This is a genomic window from Pseudanabaena mucicola FACHB-723, assembly GCF_014696385.1.
In the GTDB taxonomy this organism is placed as follows: Bacteria; Cyanobacteriota; Cyanobacteriia; order Pseudanabaenales; family Pseudanabaenaceae; genus Pseudanabaena.
Window position 1 is genome coordinate 41,272 of sequence record NZ_JACJQB010000019.1, and the last position, 23,871, is coordinate 65,142.

General features: G+C 43.4%; 20 protein-coding genes and 1 pseudogene. 7 read left to right on the plus strand and 14 right to left on the minus strand.

What is annotated here, in order from left to right; all coding sequences use genetic code 11:
- Positions 1-3: 3 nt before the first annotated feature.
- Genes H6F41_RS10805 through H6F41_RS18990 form a run of 5 tightly spaced genes read right to left on the minus strand, consistent with a single transcriptional unit; the run spans position 4 to position 7,125 of the window.
- A complete protein-coding gene (locus H6F41_RS10805) occupies positions 4-1,017 on the minus strand; it encodes a glycosyltransferase (protein ID WP_190403492.1) in 1,014 nt (337 codons plus the stop codon).
- Positions 1,014-2,390, minus strand: coding sequence for an O-antigen ligase family protein (locus H6F41_RS10810; protein ID WP_190403493.1), 1,377 nt, complete (start codon positions 2,388-2,390; stop codon positions 1,014-1,016). The genes H6F41_RS10805 and H6F41_RS10810 overlap by 4 nt, the downstream gene beginning before the upstream one ends.
- Before the next feature lie 34 nt (positions 2,391-2,424).
- Positions 2,425-3,897 carry a GumC family protein gene (locus H6F41_RS10815; protein WP_190403494.1) on the minus strand — a complete coding sequence of 491 codons (1,473 nt, stop codon included), beginning with the start codon at positions 3,895-3,897 and terminating at the stop codon, positions 2,425-2,427.
- Complete coding sequence (locus tag H6F41_RS10820; RefSeq protein ID WP_190403495.1) at positions 3,894-4,985, minus strand: polysaccharide biosynthesis/export family protein; 1,092 nt, start codon at positions 4,983-4,985, stop codon at positions 3,894-3,896. Before H6F41_RS10820 ends, H6F41_RS10815 begins: the two co-directional genes overlap by 4 nt.
- Complete coding sequence (locus tag H6F41_RS18990) at positions 4,972-7,125, minus strand: sugar transferase (RefSeq protein WP_190403496.1); 2,154 nt, start codon at positions 7,123-7,125, stop codon at positions 4,972-4,974. Before H6F41_RS18990 ends, H6F41_RS10820 begins: the two co-directional genes overlap by 14 nt.
- Before the next feature lie 650 nt (positions 7,126-7,775).
- Between H6F41_RS18990 and H6F41_RS10830 the strand changes: the two genes are divergently transcribed.
- From H6F41_RS10830 to murJ, 3 genes are all read left to right on the plus strand, one after another.
- Positions 7,776-8,075, plus strand: a complete 300-nt coding sequence (locus H6F41_RS10830) for a 2Fe-2S iron-sulfur cluster-binding protein (RefSeq protein WP_094532658.1) — start codon at positions 7,776-7,778, stop codon at positions 8,073-8,075.
- 159 nt (positions 8,076-8,234) lie between these two features.
- Positions 8,235-8,531 carry a ferredoxin gene (locus H6F41_RS10835; protein WP_190403497.1) on the plus strand — a complete coding sequence of 99 codons (297 nt, stop codon included), beginning with the start codon at positions 8,235-8,237 and terminating at the stop codon, positions 8,529-8,531.
- 303 nt (positions 8,532-8,834) lie between these two features.
- Positions 8,835-10,559, plus strand: coding sequence for a murein biosynthesis integral membrane protein MurJ (gene murJ / locus H6F41_RS10840; protein WP_190403498.1), 1,725 nt, complete (start codon positions 8,835-8,837; stop codon positions 10,557-10,559).
- A gap of 36 nt (positions 10,560-10,595) precedes the next feature.
- Here the strand turns inward: murJ and H6F41_RS10845 are convergent, their stop codons facing one another.
- Complete coding sequence (locus tag H6F41_RS10845; RefSeq protein ID WP_190403499.1) at positions 10,596-10,910, minus strand: P-II family nitrogen regulator; 315 nt, start codon at positions 10,908-10,910, stop codon at positions 10,596-10,598.
- Between the two features lie 40 nt (positions 10,911-10,950).
- The gene (locus tag H6F41_RS10850) at positions 10,951-11,937 is read right to left on the minus strand and encodes a sodium-dependent bicarbonate transport family permease (RefSeq protein WP_190403500.1); all 987 of its coding nucleotides are present in this window, start codon (positions 11,935-11,937) and stop codon (positions 10,951-10,953) included.
- 489 nt (positions 11,938-12,426) lie between these two features.
- On the opposite strand from H6F41_RS10850, the gene H6F41_RS10855 reads away from it, so the two are divergent.
- On the plus strand, positions 12,427-13,047 hold the full coding sequence (locus H6F41_RS10855) for a CPP1-like family protein (protein WP_190403501.1): 621 nt from the start codon (positions 12,427-12,429) through the stop codon (positions 13,045-13,047).
- Positions 13,048-13,053: 6 nt separating this feature from the next.
- Complete coding sequence (locus H6F41_RS10860) at positions 13,054-14,769, plus strand: NAD+ synthase (protein WP_190403502.1); 1,716 nt, start codon at positions 13,054-13,056, stop codon at positions 14,767-14,769.
- Between the two features lie 113 nt (positions 14,770-14,882).
- Here the strand turns inward: H6F41_RS10860 and H6F41_RS10865 are convergent, their stop codons facing one another.
- Both H6F41_RS10865 and glyS read right to left on the minus strand, forming a co-directional pair.
- Positions 14,883-16,109: a hypothetical protein gene (locus H6F41_RS10865; protein ID WP_190403503.1), complete on the minus strand. Its 1,227-nt coding sequence runs from the start codon at positions 16,107-16,109 to the stop codon at positions 14,883-14,885.
- 199 nt (positions 16,110-16,308) lie between these two features.
- Positions 16,309-18,435 carry a glycine--tRNA ligase subunit beta gene (glyS, locus tag H6F41_RS10870; RefSeq protein ID WP_190403504.1) on the minus strand — a complete coding sequence of 709 codons (2,127 nt, stop codon included), beginning with the start codon at positions 18,433-18,435 and terminating at the stop codon, positions 16,309-16,311.
- A 269-nt stretch (positions 18,436-18,704) separates the two neighbouring features.
- On the opposite strand from glyS, the gene H6F41_RS10875 reads away from it, so the two are divergent.
- A complete protein-coding gene (locus tag H6F41_RS10875) occupies positions 18,705-19,400 on the plus strand; it encodes an aldehyde oxygenase (deformylating) (RefSeq protein WP_190403505.1) in 696 nt (231 codons plus the stop codon).
- A gap of 216 nt (positions 19,401-19,616) precedes the next feature.
- On the plus strand, positions 19,617-20,636 hold the full coding sequence (locus tag H6F41_RS10880) for a long-chain acyl-[acyl-carrier-protein] reductase (RefSeq protein ID WP_190403506.1): 1,020 nt from the start codon (positions 19,617-19,619) through the stop codon (positions 20,634-20,636).
- 74 nt (positions 20,637-20,710) lie between these two features.
- On the opposite strand, the gene H6F41_RS18995 is transcribed toward H6F41_RS10880, so the two are convergent.
- The 5 genes and pseudogenes from H6F41_RS18995 to H6F41_RS10910 all read right to left on the minus strand — a co-directional run.
- Positions 20,711-22,354, minus strand: coding sequence for a type ISP restriction/modification enzyme (locus H6F41_RS18995; RefSeq protein WP_242023015.1), 1,644 nt, complete (start codon positions 22,352-22,354; stop codon positions 20,711-20,713).
- On the minus strand, positions 22,311-22,514 hold the full coding sequence (locus tag H6F41_RS18785) for a hypothetical protein (protein ID WP_199288742.1): 204 nt from the start codon (positions 22,512-22,514) through the stop codon (positions 22,311-22,313). The genes H6F41_RS18995 and H6F41_RS18785 overlap by 44 nt, the downstream gene beginning before the upstream one ends.
- A 55-nt stretch (positions 22,515-22,569) precedes the next feature.
- Positions 22,570-22,818 carry a YgiT-type zinc finger protein gene (locus tag H6F41_RS10900; RefSeq protein ID WP_190403507.1) on the minus strand — a complete coding sequence of 83 codons (249 nt, stop codon included), beginning with the start codon at positions 22,816-22,818 and terminating at the stop codon, positions 22,570-22,572.
- Between the two features lie 3 nt (positions 22,819-22,821).
- Complete coding sequence (locus tag H6F41_RS10905) at positions 22,822-23,133, minus strand: DUF4258 domain-containing protein (protein ID WP_190403508.1); 312 nt, start codon at positions 23,131-23,133, stop codon at positions 22,822-22,824.
- 11 nt (positions 23,134-23,144) lie between these two features.
- A pseudogene (locus tag H6F41_RS10910) lies at positions 23,145-23,774 on the minus strand (Eco57I restriction-modification methylase domain-containing protein); the annotation flags it as partial.
- Positions 23,775-23,871: the final 97 nt, after the last annotated feature.

Consider the following 23,871-nt stretch of genomic DNA (forward strand, 5'->3'; position numbering starts at 1 on the left):
AAATTATTTTTTGCATAGATCAAACAGCAGAGCCTCCCATGCCGCCATGTACTCTTCCCACGCATCCTGTACATCGTTACGACCATGTAGCCCCAAGGTTTCTAATTGCGATCGCGGCATCATGTAAACTTTCTCAATTGCGCTAGCTAAAGCGGTTGGGTCATGGGCAGGAACCACAATTCCACAATCATGCACCTGTTCAGGTAAGCCATCCACCTTCGAGACGATTACGGCTTTTGCTGCTGCCTTCGCTTCTAGACAAACATTACCCCAAGGTTCCCAATTGGAAGGAATCACAACCACATCACATTTCTCTAGAAACGATGGTACATCAGTAATTGAACCTAAAAATTGAATGCGTGGATCGTTGCCAGCCAAGGATTTGAGCAATTCTTCCTGCTCTCCATAACCACCAATCAGCAACTGCACTTCAGGATTACGCACTGTTTGCATAGCTCTAAGGAGCGTATCAAAGCCCTTTTGTTGGTTAAATCTGCCATAGGCTCCTAACACTAACGGGGTATCTAGTGGTTTCAAGGGCAATATTAAAAATTCATCTAAAGTGCGACATTGGGTGATCATCGTCAATTTTTTAGAATTGACCAGCTTTTGCGATCGCATCCATTTTCTTTGTCCTTGCGAAATTGCCACAACCCTATGGGCAAGACCATAGGCAAACCTTAGCATCCAATGAAACCGCCACTGCGATCGAACTTTCCATTTTTCAAAGCTCTCAGAATAATGATGCTCATGGATTAATAATTTGCTGCTCATGCGTAATCGCCACAGACGTATTAGCGATCGCCAAGAGCAGGGATCATGCCAGATAATGACATCAGGCTTGATCTCTGCCAAAGATGCCAGCGCTTCAGTTTCGGAGAGAAAGAGAAACTCAAATTTGTCCTTAAGTTGCGAATTAGTCAGGCTACTACTAGTGCTTTTAATGCCCCCAACATTGCGATCGCTCAGCAAATGCAAAATCTTCGGCTTTCTGACTGTGAAATCAATATTTGTCATGATCTAATCTCATCCTTCATTTCATTGTTCATCGTCTCAACTACTTCCACTGTTAAAATTGGTGTAGTTTCAGACTTGTCCCGATCTGTTACTTCCAAAAATCCTATGCCGATCGCAATTAGTCCCGGCCAGTATAAATAAGCAAGAATTTCCAGATTTTCGCCAAAAGTATACAGAAAAATCACCAGTATCATCGTTAAGCCCAATTTTGCCGTATCGCTACGTTGGGATTTAATTAGCAAATCAACAAAGCTATAGATCATCGGAATTGCTAAAGCTACAAAACCTACTATCCCTTTGACAAAGAGCAAACCATACCAAGTATGGTGTGAACCGATCGGCATGTATTCCACCATATGTGGACCACTCTCGACGATGCCATGTCCCCAAATCGGTGCTTCTGTTTGCCAACGGTAAATCGCAATGCGCCCCAGAGCTGCACGGACTCGCGAAGAATCTTTTCGCGCCGCCGCAAACTGTTCCGAAAATTTTTCTAAACCCTCTAGCGCCATCGGCAAAGTCACTCCCCCCGTACTCGCAATTACCCCCGTAATCATCAATGAAAGTGGTCGAGAAATGCGTGATAGCAGTTCTACTAAAATCCAAACAACGGGTAAGCAGAGTAATGCTAAGCGTGATTTAGAAATTTGGCACATCATGATACAACCTGCAATGCCGAGATATTTCCATTTCTTGCAAGGCTCGCGCAAAATCATAAAAAAGTAGATATTTGCCACAAACCCCAACGCAGGAGCCCAAGGCGTGAACAATCGCCAGCGGGGTGTATTGTCCCCTGGGTCAATCTCATAGAGGCGGAATTCAAAAAATTCTGGTCCTGGCCCCCCAATCGCTTGTAATGGTGAAACAAATAATTTTTCGGGCAGTTTGGCATAGTATGCAGCGATGAAGATCGGTGAGAACAAAAATACCATCGCGCAAATCAACGCTGCGGCTCGATACATCAATTTAGGTCGAATTGGTAAACAACCCGCTAGCGGGAATAAAGCTAAGATCGCCCATCCCTTTGCCCAGCCAATCGAAGATTTAATAATCTGTCCCATATCTAAGTAATAGTCCAGATGTCCCACAACTAAGGACACCTGCATCATCACCATGCCCCCAATCCACATCCAGACCCCAACAGGAATACGAAGGCGTTCCCTAATCGGGGTATGCGGCGTTTGTTGCCACCATCGCCAACAGAGACAACCACATAAAATCCAAGGCAAAACTGCGCCTAAGACATACAAGCCACCAATGAAATAAATTGCAAAAGTCCAGACAATCGAATACCACACCAGTTTTTCTTCAAAATTTTCTGGGGTAATGCGGAACTGCTCAGGGGTCTGCAAAAATTTTGGTAGCTTAATCATGGTTATCCCGATTTACTATTAGCCCGTTTTACTATTAGCCCGTTTTACTGCGATCGCTACTAGGGATAGCCCGCAGCGTCGTTACTTCGGCAATGTCATTACGATCTCCTGAGACTTTTACACCTTGATTCTTCGACTGGCGCTTCCATAGCAAAAAAGCACCGACGGAGACAAATAGGGAACCGATAAAAGCACCTGCTAAGACTAACTTTGGCTGAGGCGAAGCAGGCTCCTCGGCTAGGCTTGGCGGTGACACTAGTTGAGCGAGCGGATAGGCGGTAAAAATATCAGATTTGCTGAGGTCAATTTTGGCAAGGGAGGAGGCAAATACGGCTTCGGCAACTTGAGCATCCCTTTGCAGGCGATCTAGTTCTAGTTGTTTTTGGGTTAAGTCACGGAGGCGATTATCGAAATTCTCGATCTGACGGCTAATTTCCTCAGCTTGTCCTGCGATGCCGCTTTGTTCCGCTTGCACCGCCACTAAATCTCGATAGAGGCTTTCTTTACCTGCACTGCCCGTTGTGTTCAAATTTAGTCTCGCTAATTCTTGTAAATTGGGACGACGCTTTAGCAAAAAACTGGCGCGGGCGGTGACGGCTAAACTGGCATTTTTTTGCCTAGCGGCTTCTTTGACTACATTAGGATGATTTTCGCCCCACTTAGAACTTAAAACCGTTAAAGTTGCGGATGAGTCACTATAATCTCTGAGATTTTGCTGATAAATGGGATCGGATTGCAGCGTGAAAGCATCACTGGCTTCATTCACGTCTAAGCCTAAATTATTTGATAATTGCTGAAGACGGTCACGCAACAAGATGTCTTGCGCTAGCATTTCTGCCCTTTGTTTTCTGAGTTGCTCTAAACTGATCGCCACTTCTTTAACTTGATCGCTGGTACTCAGTCCCGATCTGCTCTTATAGGTGGCAAGTTTTTGTTGTGTCTCTGCCAACTTAATTTTCGCCATGTCAAGGGTTGTCTGTGTACCATCATCCCGTCGCGCAATTTCATCGGCACGCAGTTTATTTACTTTTTCCATTAATGTCTCATGAAGGGCAAAGCCACGCTCTTGGGCAGCCTTAGCGCTTGGGCCTTCAATTTCCACTTGTAAAATTGACGTATTATCAATCAGTTTACTTTTGGGTTTGCCTAGTTCTGAGGTTTTAATATTGAGGGATTTGGCAGCTTCTTCTAATACAGGATCATCAGTGAGAATATATTGATAATTTGCCCTTGGGTCGAGGGATGAGCCGCCCGAAGCGGAGGAGCTAGAGGAAGAAGCTTGACCAATGCTCGGTAAATTGACATTTGCACCCACATTGCCCCCTGGCAAAATAATTGCCATGCGGCTGACATATTTGGGTTTGGCGGTTTTTAGGTACATGATTGCCCCACCCCAGATCACACCATTCAGAACTATTCCTATTAACAAATAAGCCAACCATCCCCGATTTTGCGATCGCATCGGTGGTTCTAGCTCAATGCTTTCTAGGTTAAGTTCTTTGGTCATTGATTACTCCCACCAAAAATATCGCGAATTAATTTAATGGGATTGAGAATATCGCCGATAAAGCCCAACACATCGCGCACTTCCGTCACCGTGGAGTCATAGCAAGCAATGCTATCCTGTGGCATCAAAAATGGATTGGTGGGCTGATCCTTGGAATTGCGAACTAAATCCTCGACGGCGCGATCAATGGCAAAGGTTTCGCCTGTGGCGCGATCTGTACGAATGAGAACAGCACGGCGGGGAGTATTGGTGGGAGTAGTGCCACCAACACAGTTAGCGGCAAATACAGCCTGTGAAAAACGAGAACCATAGGGAAAACCTGTGGAGTCTTTGTTAATGCCTGACTGCGAATTACTATCCGCAGGTTTGGATAAGTTGGAGATAAAAACCGTAATACCGGGAGGCGTAATTTGCGAAGGGCGGACAATGCGAGGATCGATCGTCTCGCGTTTAGGAACAATGATGATATCACCTGCAACCAATGGCAGATCTTCGACGGGTTCGCCTGTGAAAACTCCTAATAGATCAACGGTTAATTTTTGATCTTGACGAATTACGGTGATTTGGGTGACATCGGCAGTCGGCGTGACTCCACCTGCACCACGTAAGGCTGTAGTCAGAAAGCGATCAGGAGCATAGTCTCCCGATGATTGGGTAAGCTGCTGAGCGCGGACTTCGGCGCTACGATTGTTGATGAGGACGCGCCCCGTCTGGAAGGTTTCGCCTGAGACATTAACGGCAACGGGAGCTAGGGCTAATGGGGTGACGGAGACTTGAAGAAATTGCGGTTGGAAATACTTTTGCTTGATGAGTTGTGTTTTGATCAGGGATTGAACATCAGCGATTTCTAAGCCAACGACAGGTAGGGGGGCAAGATACGGAATAGTAATTGTGCCATCGGTGTTGACTTCATATACGCCGTTAAAGAGTTCGCCTTCGGGAATTAGGAGCCGAATCCGATCGCCAGGGGATAAAGGTAAGGCGTTGACAGGTTGATGATTAGGAATTGCGATCGCAACAATTGTAAGGATCGTCACTCCCCAAAACTTATCCGCTATTTTGCGTTTGAGATCGCTAGACTGCACCATTATCTCGTTCAAATAAAATTGCCACGGTTCGCCAGATTAGCCATAGATCATATTTTAGACTCCACTTTCGTTTATAGGTGAGATCAAATCCCATCACTTCCTCAAAACTACGTACCGTCGAGCGTCCACTCACCTGCCAAACACCACTCAACCCCGGCTTAACATCTAAACGACTCCACTCAGTCATTTTTTCATCGGTATATTCATTTTCTAGCTCATAGAGTCCCACTTCACCAAAGGTGGGGGGTCTAGTACCAATCAGACTCATATCCCCTGACAGAATATTCCAAAACTGAGGAAACTCATCCAAACTCGTTTTACGCAGAAATTTGCCCACTTTGGTGATCCGTGGATCGTTACTATTTTTAAAAAACTTACCACTATCATCCTTGTTTGGTGTGCCATCAGCGGCGTTGGCGATCTCATTGGTTACTTTTTGCTTCAGGGCTTCCGCATTTTTCACCATAGAGCGAAATTTCCAGATCCCAAAGGGTTTACTCATCAGCCCTGCGCGTCTTTGTTTAAACAAAATTGGGCCACGACTCTCTAATTTAATTGCGATCGCAATCGGAATAAATAAAATTGCCGTGAAGCTCAAACCAACTAGAGCACCAGCAATATCCAGCAGTCGCTTGGGAAAACTCCGCACCGATGGATGCAATGGCAAAGTCGGATCTAACTCGATCGCAGGATAGAAAAAATACATCACATAGGCGAATGCACAAATTACAGGTATACGTCTCAGCGTCTGATAGGTACGGTATAGAGCCTTAGCGAGGCGCGATACTTGGTCATTATTTGACTGAATACTACGACGGGGCGATCGGTGCGTATTCGTAGCTACTTCAATATTAAAAACTTGATCGAGATTAGTCATTTTTAAAATCGATACCACCTGTGGATTAACACTCCACAGCACTAATTCCGTCGGTTCTTCCTTACCAGCCTGAATGTCCGCTTGACGCAACATCTTTAAGCAGGAAACTAAAGCCCCAACTCCTGAACTATCCATAAATTCAGTCTGCGACATATCTAAAATAATCTTCCGAAAACTTTCTTCCTCTTGGCACAACTGTCCAAAATCTTCCTTAAGAGTGCGTGCTTCAGGATTGAAAATATTTCTGGGTGTACTGATTAACACTGTGTCATGGAAGTTAGTGATTTTGACATTTCTCAATCCCATTTGGATAGAGTTAGTAGCTTGCCCCGTAGGAATATAGACAGCTTCAGGATATTGCCGCGCAATTTCCTCCGCCCTCACAATCAAAAGATCGAGAGCTTTGCACGATCGCAATAATTTTGCCGATAGGCTCAAATCACGGAGACGGGTCTTGGACTCCACAAAGATCACTTTGCTTTTACATAGATACTTGGCAATCACTAAAAAGGGAACCGCCACCCCTGCCCCCGTTGACAGCACAATTTGTGGACGCTCCTGTTTGATCACCCACATGGCAAGCAAGAGATTTCGCACCAAATTAGGGAGATGGCGATTGGTGGGACTATGCGCCCAAAGCGCCTTTTCGCCACTTAATTCCGCTTGGGTTGTCCCTGTTTTGAAAGTAATCCAAGTACGTTGAGGAATCGTTTGCCAATATTCCCGAAATCCTTGCATTCCTTTGAAATGTCCGCCCGAAGAGCAAACCAGCAATAGCTTTTGATAGTCTTGGCTAGGATAGCGAGCCTGTAAATATTCACATAATGGCGTATCCTTCCCAAACTCAAGGGATGCACGGGGCATCGTGATTAATTTGAGGAACTTCACTAAATCCGCAGGTGAACGTGCAATCGCCACCCCCTGATTTTCTAGATCCTCTGCCATTTCCAGTTGATGATCATCTACATGTTCATGGAATTTAACTGTCCGTGGCACTAAGATATAAGGCTTGTCAAATTCTTCTAGTAGCAGAGCAGAGCCTTCGCCACAGTGGGCAATGATTGCGTTGGCTTGCTCAACGGTACGTTTAAAAATAGCTTCGGGAATAACTTTATTAACTTTGACGTTATCAGGCAGACGGGTTGATGAGCCATATTGAATCGTCACTTCTTCGTCGATTATGCCCTCATTAATCAACAAATTCACCCAATCCATCAGGGCATCAAAGGGATACTGCTCAGTACCAACCGTAACAAGTATCATGCTTAACACATTCCCTATATTTTCTTGTAATTGCTAAGAATTCGTCAAACCTAGCTCATCAAAAACAGTTTTTATCCAAACAGCTTGTTTGACTTTAGCAATTTAGTATCTCGTAAATTGCATTTATCTTTTTAGAACCAGTAGTATAACAGTCACACTTTTGGTTCAGGTATAGACAAATTGCTTAAAACCCTTGGTAGCGAGTTCTTATAAGCTTGTCTTTTGGAGATTGGCGGTTAAAATAGGGGCATCTTTAAGATTCGAGACGGAATGCTCAATGATTGGATTTTCATATCAAAAATGAGCCTGTGATTATGCTTACAGATAAGATAAAAAAAACTTATTAGACAAATCAAAAATTAAATGAAAACTCATCATTTTTACAACCTATCCAAACCCTTGTAATCCTTTCTGTATAAGTGATTTACTAATTTAAGTACATCAAAAAACAATCGATAACTATCACCTATAACTAATGGTAGAAATAAAAAGCTACTTGTTCGCTAGGATGCCAAGAGCGATATGATGCGTGTTGATACCCCTGTGGGTGATTAAAGTAAACGCAACTTGGCTGAGTGCCTATACTTGGGTACAACTTCAAGACTTCGTTTATTTTTTTGGCTGCAATCTTTAAGAGGTTTATTACATACATGGCTACCTACAAAGTAAGACTAATTAACGAAGCTGAAGGTCTAGATAAGACTATCGAAGTTCCTTCTGACGAGTACATTCTTGACGTTGCCGAAGCTCAAGGCATTGATCTTCCTTACTCTTGCCGTGCTGGTGCTTGTTCTTCCTGCGCTGGTAAGATCGTTAAGGGTGAAATCGATCAAGGCGATCAGTCCTTCTTGGATGACGAGCAAATCGAAGCTGGCTACGCTCTTCTTTGCGTAACCTATGCTCAGTCTGATTGCGAAATCTTGACCCACCAAGAAGAAGCTCTCTACTAAACGCTTCTCTGTATATCAGGTAGAAATATTTTAAAAGCTCCGATCGCAATTTGCCTATGTCCAGCGATCGGAGCTTTTTAATGATCAATTTCTCTTGTTTGAGTTCCAGATATCACCTATGATTGGGGCTGAAACTATTAAAACTTAATTAAAAACAACATGGCTACTTACAAAGTAAAGCTTATTAACGCTGAAGGCACTGAAAATATTATTGATGTTCCTGATGATGAGTACATTCTTGATGTTGCCGAAGAGCAAGGTCTAGATCTTCCTTACTCTTGCCGCGCTGGTGCTTGTTCTTCTTGTGCAGGCAAGGTAACTAGTGGTTCTGTTGATCAAGGGGATCAATCTTTCCTCGATGATGATCAGATCGCTGCTGGCTATGTACTAACTTGCGTTGCTAAGCCTACCTCTGATGTCACCATCGAAACCCACAAAGAAGAAGAACTTTACTAAGTAGCTTCTCGATATTTGTGGTTTGTAATGACTGCTAAGTAAGCAGTACATGCGTAGAAAAAGCTCCGATCGCTAGCTAATCAGGTGTAGTGATCGGGGCTTTTCTATGGCTACCGCCAGTCTTGTTATGACACAAACCTAAAAAAGCGAGTGGCGGTGCAAAGCGCTGCCACTCGCTTTTTTAGGTTTAATTTGTTCTAGTGCAAGTGACTATAGCTATAGAAGCAGCATCGGAATTGCCATAACGCTGTGATTTGATGTTACATTTTTCAAAATCTAAATTTGTAAGGGACAGTACCAATTTTGTCGGGCAACGAAGAAGAAAATAGCGTCACCGCAACGCCAGAATCAGCAAGTCCTGCATCGTCCGCTAAGCGATCGCTATTAAATATTGCGACGATTGTAGCAGTTGCGACTTTGCTCAGCAAAATATTTGGGCTATTGCGTCAAGTTGCGATCGCAGCAGCATTTGGTAACGGTACTGCCTATGGTGCGTATAACTTTGCCTATGTAATTCCGGGATTTTTATTGATCCTGCTAGGCGGGATTAATGGCCCATTTCACAGCGCCATCGTCAGTGTGTTGGCAAAACGCGATCGCAAAGAAGTCGCCGTCATCATCGATAGCATCACCACCATCGTCACAGGAATTTTATTGCTGGTGAGCATCGCCCTCGTGATTTTTGCAGAGCCATTGATGCACCTCGTTGCCCCTGGTTTATTCACCCCCGAAGCTGAATTATTAGCCAGAGGGATTACTCCTGAAACTATTCAAAATCTGAAGATCACCAAAGATATTGCCATCCAACAATTTCAGATCATGGCTCCGATGGCAGTCCTAGCAGGACTAGTGGGCATTGGCTTTGGTGCATTAAATGCCGCCGATGCCTATTGGTTGCCCTCAGTCAGCCCCATCTTTTCCAGTATGACTGTCTTAATTGGCATCGGTGGCTTGTTCTGGACGATGGGTAGCAAAATTTTATTACCAGAAAATGCGATGCTTGGCGGTGCAGTGCTGGCATGGTCAACCCTTGCGGGTGCAGTTTTGCAATGGCTGGTGCAATTGCCTGTACAGATGAAGGCGGGCATGGGTGGATTTAAACTCAGATTTGATTGGCAACGCCCCGAAGTCAAGGAAGTGATGAAAATTATGCTTCCTGCCACCTTTTCATCGGGGATGCTGCAAATTAATGTCTGGACAGATTTGTTTTTTGCTTCATTTATTCCCAATGCAGCAGCAGCAGTGTCCGCGATGGGCTACGCAGGATTGCTTGTACAAACACCTTTAGGGATTTTGTCAAATGTGATTCTGGTACCGTTATTTCCAGTGCTATCCAAGCTCACCGATCCTGAAAATTGGGATGAACTGAAACAACGCATTCGCCAAGGCTTGATGCTCACAGCATTAACAATGTTGCCGATTAGTGCGGTGATGGTTGCCCTTGCTCTGCCAATCTCACAGGTGGTCTATGAGCGCTATGCCTTTGATACAGCAGCATCACAGCTAACTGCTGTTGTTCTGATGGCTTACTCCGTCGGGATGTTTGTGTACTTAGGGCGCGATGTATTAGTGCGGGTGTTTTATGCCCTTGGTGATGGCGATACCCCCTTTAAAATTAGCGTTGTCAATATTTTCTTGAATGGACTATTTGATTATTTATTAGTTCAAAGATTTGGGGCAGCAGGGATTGTTTTGGCAACGGTTGGTGTGAATGTGATCTCGATGTTTGCCATGATCTATTTCCTCAATCGCCGCCTCAATGGTATGCCCCTTAAAAGTTGGACGATTACGCTCTTGGGTTTAGTCATCGCCAGTGTCATCGCAGGTGGCGCGAGCTGGGGCAGCTATTATTTGCTCAGTCAAAGCTTTGATAGCCTTGGCACTGTTGCCAAATTTGGCGCGAAGGTGGGTGGACTTGCGATCGCAAGTGGGCTTGGCTTCACAATTTTTGGAGCGATTGCCATACAGATGAAAATTCCTGAAATTAGGGCTTTAACCAATCAAATCAAGCGCCGCTTTTCTCGATAGATTACAAAAAAGCTCCCCAAGGGGAGCTTTTTTAGTTTAGGAAGTCGCCATGCTCTGCGACGAATTAATTGCCAACGCATCGGAGATATAGCAAACTCCCCCAAATTTCTTAGTGACGGGTTTCAGCTTGTCCACCAATAGCTTGGTTTTGTCCTCTAAAAAGAAAGCGATGACATAATCATTTTCCAGCATACTCATGTCGAGATCGCCTGAATTAGTACCGCTTACCCCTTTACCAACCACATTACGAATTACGGTGTAATTCAAAACGCCGACACTCTCTAAAACCTTGATGATTTTGTGGGATTCGACCGAATCCGACACAATTTCGATTCTTTTGACCGCTTGCATAATCTTATCTCTCTTAAATTTGACTGAAAAGATCTCGAATCTATACCCAAAACAAATTGATCACATACAAATACAAAGGAATGCCAATGATGATATTGAATGGGAAAGTAATCGCTAGAGCTGTCGAGACATAGAGGCTAGGATTTGCTTCTGGTACTGTCAAACGCATGGCAGCAGGCACGGCAATATAGGAAGCACTCGCGCATAGCACCGCAAACAGCAACGCATCACCCTGTGACATCGAAATTAATTTTGCGATCGCAATGCCCACACCCGAATTTAAGATCGGCATTAGCACCGCAAAAGCGATTAAGAACACACCAGTTTTTTGGAGATCCTTAATTCTTTTTGCTGCAACCAATCCCATATCTAGCAAAAAGAAGGTCAGCACGCCATAAAACAAATCCTGCGTAAAGGGTGACAACACATGCCAGCCCCTCTCGCCAGTCAAGCACCCAATGATTAAACTGCCGACTAATAAGAATACGGAACTATTCAAAAAAGCCTCTCGCAAGACCTCTCCCCACGCAAATTCGCGGGTTTCACCCTTAGCAGCCTTGTCGGCGGCAGTAAATAGACTCACGAGGATCAATCCCACAATAATCGCAGGGGACTCCATCAGCGCAAGGGCTGCCACCATGTAGCCATCAAAGGCAATCCCTAGTTGACTCAAAAAGGAGCTAGCTGTAATGAAGGTGACGGCACTAATCGAGCCATAGGTGGCGGCGATCGCCGCCGCATTATAAGAGTCCAGCTTAATCTTGAGAATAAAAAATGAGTAAACAGGCACAATACAAGCCATCAGCACGGCGGCTGCCATGGTCAGAACCACTTCCTGACTAATGCCGCTTTTGACGAGTTCAACGCCACCCTTAAACCCGATCGCCAGTAGTAAGTAAAGAGAAAATAGTTTGGGGATTGGCGGTGGAATTTCTAAATCTGATTTAATCAGTACCGCAATCATGCCCAGAAAAAAGAACAGGATTGGCGGGTTAAGAACATTAGAGACAATTAGGTCTAAATCCATTGGGACTGATCCACGTAAAAGATTTTTGAGAAAACAATTCGATACTTGATGACAGTCTACAGAATTGTATGGCGATCGCCATCGGAAATGCGTTATTGGAAACACAACGCAAAGAGTTGTGTGCAAACCGAGAAAAACTTCAAGCCTCAATCGGCTATAACATATAGCAAAGTATAGTTTTTGGGAGAATATCAAATCGAATTTATTGGATGGTTTAGCGATCGCCGATCTTGAAGATGCCCTAAAACTCAGCCGTGAAAAATCGCAATCGGAAGTTGGGGCATGGCTACTCCAAAAATATAGCCATCATCAATAAAAGTCTGTCTCAAAGGGACTAACTTTGAGGATATCCAAAAGTTTAGATAAGTATTTGAAAGCAAACGCTATACTATGGTTAAACGTTAAGCTGCATATTATTTACTGATTAGTTGCCTAGCCACTTTCTCAGCGAATACATACTACCCCTTACAAACATTCATAGTTGGAAAAATGAGCGAACCAACTCCCTACGACAAATTAGGAGTCAACGACGAAGCCTCTTTTGAAGAGGTACGTGATGCACGCGATCGCCTATTGCGTGAATATGATGGGGATGAGTCTCAGCAAGAAGCGATTGAAGTAGCTTACGATGCCATCCTTATGGATCGTTTACGCGCCCGTAAAGAGGGTAAAATCGCTGTCCCCGATCGCATTCGCTATCCTGAACGTATAGCCACCGCAGCACCACCGACATTGCCTAGTAACGCCCAGCGTCGTGCGCCGTCTTGGCTGTCAAAACTACTAGATGAACCTAGTCAAAAAGATATTTATATTTCGCTAGGGATTTTCGCTGGAATTGGTGCAATTAGCTTTTTTGTTCCCGCCGCCGTTACCACTTGGCTATCCTTTGGCTTAATTGCCAGTGTGTATTGGCTCACTCGCAAAGATAACCGTTTTGGACGCTCTTTGCTTATTTCCCTATCAGGGGTCACCCTTGGCGTACTTTTGGCAACTTTGACCAATCAAATCCTGATTGTCTCTCGTTTGGCTAGCAATGGATTTTTTCCTAGTCCTATTCAGATGGCAATCATTCTCTTGGTAATGTGGCTCCATGCTTGCTTCCTCCGCTAATTAGAGATGAGCCTAAACTCTGCAACTTTTGCGATCGCACAACTTAATCCAGTCATTGGTGATCTAGTCGGAAACTGCGATCGCATTTTGGATGCTGTCAATAAATTAGCGACTCAAGGTGTGCATCTAGTGGTGACACCTGAACTATCAATCTGTGGCTACCCCCCTCGCGATTTGCTAATGAATCAGCAATTTGTGCGAGACATGGACATTGCGATCGTAAATCTTGCCCAAAAGTTACCTCCCAAAATCGCTGTCATCGTTGGTACTGCCTCCGCAAATCCCTTGGCAAATCAAACGGGTGGCAAGCCATTATTTAATAGTGCCGCATTATTACAGGACGGCGAAGTTAAACACATCTTTCACAAGCGTCTCTTGCCAACCTACGATGTTTTTGATGAAGATCGCTATTTTGCCGTGGGTACTGGTAGTCAAGTTTTTACACTGCATCTTCAAGACGGGGAAAATCTGCGGGTGGGCGTGACCATCTGTGAAGACATCTGGAACGATGAAAAATTTTGGGAAAAACGCAACTATGCCGATGATCCTGTTGCCGAATTAACCCAAAATCATCAACTAGACTTGCTGGTGAACCTATCCGCATCCCCCTATGCTGTGGGCAAACAAAAATTGCGCGAGGCAATGCTCAGACATAGTGCGATCGTCCATAATTTGCCCTTGATTTATGCCAATCAGGTCGGTGCAAATGACGATTTAATTTTTGATGGACGGAGTATGGCATTTAACCGCCAAGGCGAAATAATTGCCCGTGGTAAAAGCTTTGCAGAGGATTTATTAATTGTACGCTTCGATAAAGGTGGGGCAGTTCCTGCTACCTCAGATCATGAAAGTAATGATGCCGAAATTTTTGCCGCGCTAGTCCTCGGTGTGCGCGACTATGTTCAGAAATGTCGATTCCGTCAAGTGGTAATTGGCTTGAGTGGTGGCATTGACTCCGCCCTAGTTGCCGCCATCGCCGCCGAAGCAATCGGCAAAGATAATGTACTGGGTGTGCTAATGCCTTCCCCTTACAGTTCGGAGCATTCCATCACCGATGCCCTCGCCCTCGCCCATAATTTAGGCATCAAAACGCATACCATCCCGATTCAGCCGATGATGTCTGCCTTCGATCAAAGTTTAGCAACTCTGTTTGCCGATCGCAGCAGTGATGTTACCGAAGAAAATCTGCAATCACGGATTCGCGGCAGTCTACTCATGGCAATCTCGAACAAGTTCGGACATTTATTAATCTCCACAGGCAACAAGTCCGAGGTTTCAGTCGGCTACTGCACCCTCTACGGCGACATGAATGGTGGTCTCGCTGCGATCGCTGATGTCCCAAAAACAAGAGTATTCTCGATTTGCGAATGGTTAAATCGCACCAATTCCCCATTAGAAATTAAGCAAGGGAGTACGGAAGTAATTCCTGTGAATATTATCACCAAGCCCCCTAGTGCTGAACTCAAGCCCGATCAGCTCGATCAGGACTCTTTACCTCCCTACGATATTCTTGATGATATTTTGGATCAACTCATCCATCAACATCGTTCTGCCACAGAAATTATTGCGTCAGGGCATGAACAAGCTGTCGTAGAGCGAGTAGTGCGACTAGTTAAAATCGCGGAGTTCAAGCGCCGCCAAGCTGCCCCCGGACTGAAAATCACCGATCGCGCCTTTGGTTCTGGCTGGAGAATGCCCATCGCCAGTAAAGTTACTTCGTAATACCAAAACAGAAAATGGCGTAGCCATTTTCTGTTTTTAAAACCCTTATTGGGTTTAGTTTTTAATTCACGAAAGTGTAACCACACTTTTGTGAATTGGTATAAAATCGCAATCTAGCTATGGGCATCTTGAGGATGACCACAATGAGTACAGAATGATAAACCCTGATAGGTTGAGTTATGGCAATTTGGGCATTCCGTATACTGGTTGTAACCGCAGTGGGTACAGTAAATATCATGTTCCCGAATCTTCTTGCCACAATTAACACAGCATGATTTCTGAAAGCGCTTTGCTGCTTGGACTTTAGGATTAAAGACCACTTTTTGGAAAAACTTAATTATTCCAAAGCCAAAGACTGGAACTAAGAGAATATAGACATAACTAATTAGGAACAGCAAGCCACCAAATAAAGCTTGCAAAATATTTCTGAGGAATTGGAAGATAATTCCGACTTGCAAGAACTCAAAAATCTTTAAGATTAGCGGAATCAAAAAGATGACGAGCAAATGCCAACTAATCAGGGAAATTAGTCCATATTGCTTGCTCTGGGCAACTTTATGGACTAGTAAAGCAATCAAGATTAGCGGTAAAAGAAATAATGTTTGCAAAACAAATTGAATGCTGGGATACCAGAAAGCAGCTTGCCTATAGACTGATTCCACTTCTCGAAAAGAAATACTCTCATTGAGAAAAGCAATGAAACTAAGGCTTTCTGGCTTTGCCAAGAGTTCTGTTTTTGCCTTAGTAACTTCTTTCTCAATCTCGGCAATCTTTTGATTGTTTTGATCGATTGTTTGTTTCGCTTTTTCAGCAGCAACTTGATTAATTGATTGCTCTCGCGGCTGATCAGCAATCTTTTCTAATAACGTTGAGTCATATTGAGCGCGAACATTTGCATTAGTTCTTTTTAATGCATCAATCTCTGTTTGATTCTTCGTAATCTTCGTCAAAATTTGTTGATTAGGCAGAACATTCACTTTGTCCTTGTAATCTGCATATCGCAAACAGGTTGGCGACACATTGCCTAAATGCCCGATCTCATTTTCTTGATAACTTTTTTGAAAACTAATAGATTGCTCTTGACGATAAAAAAGAGTGTCTCGAATGATTTGGTAATCTTTATCTGGAATAGTTTGTACTTGGTAATTTTGCCATTCGGAATAACAGGGATAGGCAAGGGAAGGATTTATATACCACTGACTAATATCAGCTAGTCCAGTAAAAACGTTGATTAAGATAAAAATATCAACCAAGATAATAACAATTAAACTGACCTTGTTGATTGGCTCATTATTAACTGTTCTGGATTTACGAAACCATCTATTAAGGATACGTAGCATATGGTTTAGCCCATAGTTTAAAGATGTACAGAGATACTAATCAATTGTTTTTGATACTACTCGATCCTTTAGTTACCAATATTAAAAGCAATTATACTTAGCATTAAAAACGCCTAAATCTATTCAAATTGAGATCTAGTCGTATTTTGCTGGAATTTAACCAAAACACAAAAGGACGCAAAGCGTCCTTTTGTGTTTTTTACTTTAAGATAGCGCTAAAGTCTGCGAGCTGACGACTGTAATTGCGGATAATGCCCAATAAATTGAGGCGATTTTGACGAACTTGTGGATCATCTGCCATCACCAAGACATCATCAAAGAATTTGGCTAGCAAGGGTGCGATCGCAATAATGCCTTGCATCAACTGTTCGTCGCTAGGGTGACTAGGCAATGCGGCGATCGCCTGATACAAGTCCTGTTCTGCTACTTCAGTTAAGGTATCAGCATTGATCACAGCTTTCACATCAACGGTCATACTATCTAAGTCTCCCTGCACCGCGAGGCGAGAAGCTCTCACAATTGGTTCATAGATGGTGCTGAGGGTGGCGCTTTCACGGGATTTTTGCAGAAAATGGGCACGTTCTTTGATGCGGATGAGATTACTAAGACCTTGTAAGGTATAGCTCAAATCCTCTGTCCCTGAAATCGCATTGACGAGATCGTATTCAATACCTTGGTCACCCAAGATGGTTTCATATCGTTGCTTAAACCATTTGCAGAGATTTTCTAGAACGGTTTCCGATGGTTTGGCAAGTAAATTTTTGTCGGCATAAATTGCGATCGCAGCCTGTAATAGTTTTGGTAAATCGAGGGCAAAACCACTATCCCATGCAATCTGGACTACACCCGCCGCCGCACGACGTAGCGCAAAGGGATCAGACGAACCTGTGGGGATAATACCTAAGCCGAAAATACCGACAAGAGTATCAATGCGATCGGCAATCGCCACAATTTTGCCAGTGAGCGATGTGGGTAAAGTATCACCCGCGCCCTTGGGTTGGTAATGCTCACGAATGCCCGTTGCCACTGCTACAGGCTCTTCACTCGATAGGGCATAGTAATAACCCATTTGCCCTTGCAGCTCAGGGAATTCTTTGACCATCTGCGTGACCAGATCGGCTTTAGCGAGTTGGGCAGTGCGATCAATCAGTCCGTGATCGGGGGCAGTAATTTCTAAATTCGGAATTGCCTCAACTACTAATTTTGCGATCGCGCGGATTCTGTCCACCTTTTCAGCAACGGAACCCAGTTGGGCTTGGAACGTAACTTTTTCGAGCAGTGGCAAGAAAGTTTCTAAATGTACAGTGCGATCGCTATCGTAGAAAAACTTACCGTCGGAGAGACGCGCCCGAATCACGCGACCATTGCCCGCCGCAATCAAACGCGACTTATCAGGATTACCGTTGGAGATCGTAATAAAACGCGGTAGCAATTGCTCAGGGTTGTCCGCCGAATGCACAGGGAAATAGCGCTGATGGCTAACCATTTCTGTCTTAATCACGGGCTGTGGCAATTCTAAAAATTCCCGTTCAAATTCTCCAATTACGGCGGTGGGAAATTCGACTAAATAAGTCACTTCTTCAAGTAAATCATCGGGAATTTCCGCTGCACCACCAAATAGCTCAACAATGCTATGGATTTGCGTGAGGATATGCTTTTTCCGCTCCTCGCCATCAACCAATACAAAGGCTTCACGCAAAGTCGCCACATAGTCCTGAGCGGTGTCAATCACAACTGGTCGTGGATGTAACACCCGATGCCCTTGACTAATCCGATCGGATTGCACATTTTCTAAACCAATCGGCAAAATTTTAGAGTCAAACAATGACACCAACCAACGAATTGGGCGGGGAAATTTCAGATCACCATTACCCCAACGCATCAAGCGCTTACCTTCTAGCCCCGTAACCCAAGCTGGTGCTAACTCTTGCAAAATTGCAGTAGTTTCGCGCCCAACAATCTGCTGATTCGCAAATACAAATGCACCCTTATCGGTTTCTTTGACAAAAATATCTTTGAGGTCAATTCCTTTAGATTTGGCAAAACCCAACAATGCTTTAGTCGGTTCACCATTAGGATCACCATTGACAAAGGCAGAACCCAGAGCTGGGCCTTTAATCTCTAAACTGCGATCGCATTGTTGCGTGGGCAAACCTTCAATTAATACTGCCAAACGGCGGGGCGTGCCATAGACACTTACTTTACTCGTGGTTAGTTGGTGTTCGCCTAAATTTTTAGGAATGCGCTCTTGCCACTGGCGCAAAGCATCAACGATAAAACTAGTAGGTAGCTCTTCAGTGCCAACTTCTAACAGAAAACTTGCCATAACCACGAGTTGAGGGACGTTAATCAGTTTAACGCAAGCAAAAGCAATTTTCACCGAATACTATAGCAACACAAGTTTTACCTAGGACATAAAACCCAACAAACCAATCACTTCTTGGGTTTTGGGTTGTATTAGTTAACTCTCGCGTTGCCATATATGCCAGTGAAAACCCAAAGCTTTGGGGTATTAGTTTTAATGCACTGTGCTACTTAGCATAAAATAGCTAGAGATTAACTTTTATTGAGCAGGGACACTTAAAGAGGCAAAACATGGGGCAAACACTCGAAGCTGTAGCGATTGACTATCATACCGAAGCATATCGCGATGCCTACAGTCGCATCAATGCAATCGTCATTGAGGGCGAAGCTGAGGCTTACAGCAATTATCTCCAATTAGCGGAGCTAATGCCCGAATTTAACGAAGATCTTACTAAATTGGCAAAAATGGAGGATCGCCACAAGAAAGGATTTACCGCCTGTGGGAAAAATCTTAATGTCATCCCTGACATGGATTTTGCCAAGGAATTCTTTTCTGAGCTGCATAGCAATTTTCAAAAGGCTTTTGCAACTGGGGATATTGTGACCTGTCTGCTGATTCAATCACTCATCATTGAGTGTTTTGCGATCGCAGCCTACAACATTTACATTCCCGTCGCCGATCCCTTTGCCCGCAAGATCACCGAGGGCGTAGTCAAAGACGAATACTTGCATCTGAACTTTGGCGAAGAATGGTTACAAAATCATTTTGACAACACCAAAACAAATCTAGAGCAAGCCAATCGTCAAAACTTACCAATCGTTTGGAAAATGCTCAACCAAGTAGAAACCGATGCCAAAGTCCTTGGCATGGAAAAAGAAGCTTTGGTTGAAGACTTCATGATCCAATATGGCGAAAGCCTTGGCAAAATTGGCTTCAATACCCGTGACATCATGAAAATGTCCGCCATGGGTTTGGTCGCTGCTTAATGGCTCTTAGCGATTAGCTGTTAGCAATTAGCTTTTGGCTAACAGCTAACAGCTTTATTCAATAAAGAAATCATTGATTTCTAAAAATATCTTAAAATCTAATCCAAAAAGCTAACAGCTAACAGCTAACAGCTAACAGCTACTTAATACACAGCTAACCGCTAACCGCTAACCGCTAATAGCTAATTGCTAATAAAAAACTGGTAACCGCAATCGATGTTTGGTCTCATTGGGCATTTGACAAGTCTTGAACACGCTCAGTCTGTAGCAAGGGAATTAGGCTATCCCGAATATGCCGATCAAGGTTTGGAATTTTGGTGTAGCGCCCCACCCCAAATCGTCGATCACATCAAAGTTACGAGTGCCACAGGTCAGCAGATCGAAGGACTATATGTAGAATCATGTTTTCTGCCTGAAATGCTAGCAGGCAGCAAGATTAAGACGGCAATTCGCAAAATTTTGAATGCAATGGCATTGGCACAAAAAAATGACGTTGATATCACTGCTTTAGGTGGATTTTCGTCAATTATTTTCGAGAACTTTAATCTTAGCCAGATGTCGAGTGTGCGAAACATTCAGCTAGAGTTCAATCGCTTCACCACAGGCAATACCCACACCGCCTATATCATTTGTCGCCAGATCGAAGAAGCTAGCCGTAAATTTGGCATTGATCTTGCCAAGGCAACTGTGACCGTTTGTGGCGCAACTGGGGATATCGGTAGCGCTGTTTGTCGTTGGCTCGACGCAAGGACAAATATCAAAGATTTATTACTAGTTGCCCGCAACCAAGAGCGTTTGCAATCATTACAAGCTCAACTAGGACGCGGTAAAGTCATGGATATTGAAGAAGCTCTGCCCCAGTCCGACATTATCGTTTGGGTAGCAAGTATGGCAAAGGGTATGACCATTGATCCCACCACCCTCAAACGTCCTTGTATCTTGATCGATGGAGGCTATCCTAAAAATATGTCTACACTCGTTCAAGAAGATGGCATTTATGTTATTGATGGTGGCATCGTCGAGCATAGTCTCGATATCGACTGGAAAATCATGAAAATCGTAAACATGACTGCTCCAGCCCGTCAACTTTTTGCCTGTTTTGCCGAAGCTATGCTTTTAGAGTTTGAGGGTTGGCATACCAATTTCTCATGGGGACGTAACCAGATCAGTATTGAAAATATGGATAAAATTGGTGAAGTCTCAATCAAGCATGGATTTAGACCACTTATCAACTAATCATCCCTGAGCGTCTAAGTAATTACAAGCTAGAAGTTTGTGCTTTTCTCTATGTGAGTGTCACAAGCTTCTAGTTATGGCATTTGTTGAATGATCGCCATTGTCTTAACGCTGACGGTGCAAACTCTTTGCAGTAAATCAATTACCTGTTCTTTGTAGTCTGCAAATTTGTAAGTATTGAAAAGCTCAGCAATAGTGGGATCTTTAGGTTTCTTTTCTTTGTATTGATCGAGTATCCATTCAAGAGCAGAACGGTTTCCAAGTTTGTATTCCCATGCGATCGCTGGTACATCTGTTAACTGGGTATTGTCATCAAGGCTAATCACACCGTTAGTTTTATCGGCTTTGAGTTTGGCTTTAGGGTTGTCTTTGCTGGCGATTTCGACTCGTTGTAGTCCGTAGGATTCTATGGTTTCGTAGTTGAGATGTAAGTCCATTAGGGCTTTTCCCCATGATGCCCATTGATGGAAGTCTTCGTAAAAGGGAAGTCTGGGAAATTCGCGTTTGAGGTTGAGTTCGTATTTGATGCGGTAGGCGGGATGATGGAGGACGGCGTAGGTGTAATGGAAGATGTCGAGTTTGGTAATTGTTTCTGCCGCAGGAGTTTCTGCCCTCATCCCTTCCGTAGCAAGAGTTTCTGCCCTCACCCCTAGCCCCTCTCCCGCAGGAGAGAGGGACAAGAGGGAAAGATGGTTGGTGATGGTTTGGAGGACTTGGGGAAGGTTTTGGGTGATTTCTTCGTTTGGGAAGCGGAGGACTTGTAAGCCGTTGGCTTTTAGGTATGCGTCGCGATCGCTGTCTCGGTCTTTTTGTAATTCATGGATACCGCCATCTAGCTCGATGACGAGTTTAGCTGCATGGCAGTAAAAATCAACGATGTATTGACCAATGTTGTGCTGCCTACGAAATTTTGCCCCATGTAGCTGATTTGCACGTAAACACTGCCATAACATCTGTTCTGCTGGAGTTTGCTTTTGCCGCAATTCTTTAGCCTTTTGCAACAAAGCTTCAGGAATATCCCGTCTAGCCCCCGCCAAACGCACCAAATCAGGATCTAATCCTCCATCCCTCTCCTGCTCCAATCTTCCTCCCCTCTCCTGCGGGAGAGGGGCTGGGGGTGAGGGCAGATAACGCTCGCGGAACCTCTCCAAAGCCCAGTCAGTAATATTCTCAACGCGATCGCCTTTTTCATCATAACGATAAAGCGGAAGACACTGAGTACCACCTGATGCAGGGCTAATACAATTTAGATCGGGAATTAAGTTACTTGAAATAATTGCAAATGGTTTATCTGTAGATTGCCCCATAAAACCTATCAGTTTATTGTCAGCATTCTTATCAGGAAAGATATGGAACATTTGATATGTCATTCCATTAAAGTGCTTATCAAAATAAAAATACTGCTTTACATAAGGTCGATATAGACCATCAACAATTTGGGGTTTTTTGAAAGATTTGGATATTTTGCGCTCTAAATATTTAGTTGTTTCTCGATCCCATTTAATATCAAATTCTCTTGTTGTTCCTTGCTTCAACTGCTCCATATATCCATCAACAAGATACTTCACCTTCTCAATCAAAGCATTCTTTGAAAAATCATAAACCCATTCATCTCTTTGAGTAGCAACGCCCCTTGAAAAAATCTTAAAAACCGCCTCCTCAGACCTTCCCGCTTTATACTTCCTTATCCACCAAAGGCAAAAAACTATCAAAATCATTATCAGTTAAATTAATCCAATTCCCCTTACCATCAGGATTAATATTCTCAAATTTAATCATCTCAAACTTAGTGCCAGCAATCCAATCTAGCTTTGCCTCCTTCCCCTGCAAACCAGACAGAGAAAAATAAGAAACCTTAGCTTTTTCCTTTTTATCCATGACTATATATATTTCGTAAATTCTGCTAGAGGCTCATCAAAATCATTAGATGAAGTCAAGAAGCTTTTGCTTCTTGTTGGTAAGAAAAAACATCTAAAACCACTGACTTAATTGGTTTAGATTCACCATGTAACATAACTCTAATAGCTTCAGATGTTTCTGCACTAAAAATTTCTTCTCCGCAACGAGAACAAACTGTAGCAGGAATATTCTCTACAAGATAAAACTTACCGCCAATTTCAAAAACTTCATTTACATATTCCAAATGAGAATCATTTGAACTACAAACATGACATTTAAACATTAGCTAAATCCTCCTGATTTTGTAATCAATCCACTCATTTTGATCTGGTTCATACAAAGTAATGATTTTAGTAGTATCTGACTCAATTCTCGACACCTGTAAATGCAAAGCTCTACTTACTTCATTAAAACCTAATAATAAACAACTTGGAGAATATTTATCATCTGGATAGTCCTCAATTATGACCACATTCTTACCCATATCCCGAATATCTTTGTTACTAATATTTCGTTCAACTTGACGTTTTAAAGCGTGTCTCGTTAATTCAAAAGCTCCTGAGCTTAGTTGTGTTTGTATTTCTTCAAGAGACTTCATTTCAAGTTAATCTCATCTCTTTGTAATTTTACTAAAAACATTATAGCAACACCAGTTTTAATATCAAACACATTCCCAGTCGTATCTCCACTCCGAATATCGCCACCCAAATCCACAATATAAACATGATCAAATTCTTGTGAAACTGTCTTGCGAAATCCATCAAAAGTTTTGCCATCAATAAACGAGCGATTGGTGATAAACGCCACTAAACCATTTTTACCGAGGCGATCGCTTGCCCACCGATAGAACCGCGTATACATATCATAGACAGCAATTTGATTTTGCGCCGTTCCCTGCTTGATGTAAGTCGCCTTAATCTGTTTATCTATCTGTCCATAAACCCGATTCGCATTATTTTGATTAAAATTCTCTTGCCATGCGTTATACGGTGGATTACCAATAATTACCGAAATCTTGCGATCATTCTGATTCTGAATCCTTGCGGTATTCTGCACACTCATCGCAAACAAATCAAACTGCTTCCCCTCAAACCCACAATGATCCAGCGTATCCACCAGACAAATATTCTTAAACTCCTCATACTTATCCATCTTCTGAGCATAGGTAAACTCAATATTCAAATTCGCAATGTAATAGGGCAAAATCGCCATCTCATTACAATGAATCTCATGCTTATAGAACCCATTTGGTATCTTAGGAAGCTTTGGCAAGGCGCTTAAGCATAAGCCTAATAAAGCAAAGATGAATTCTCGCATTAGCGTTGTCTAAAGTTCT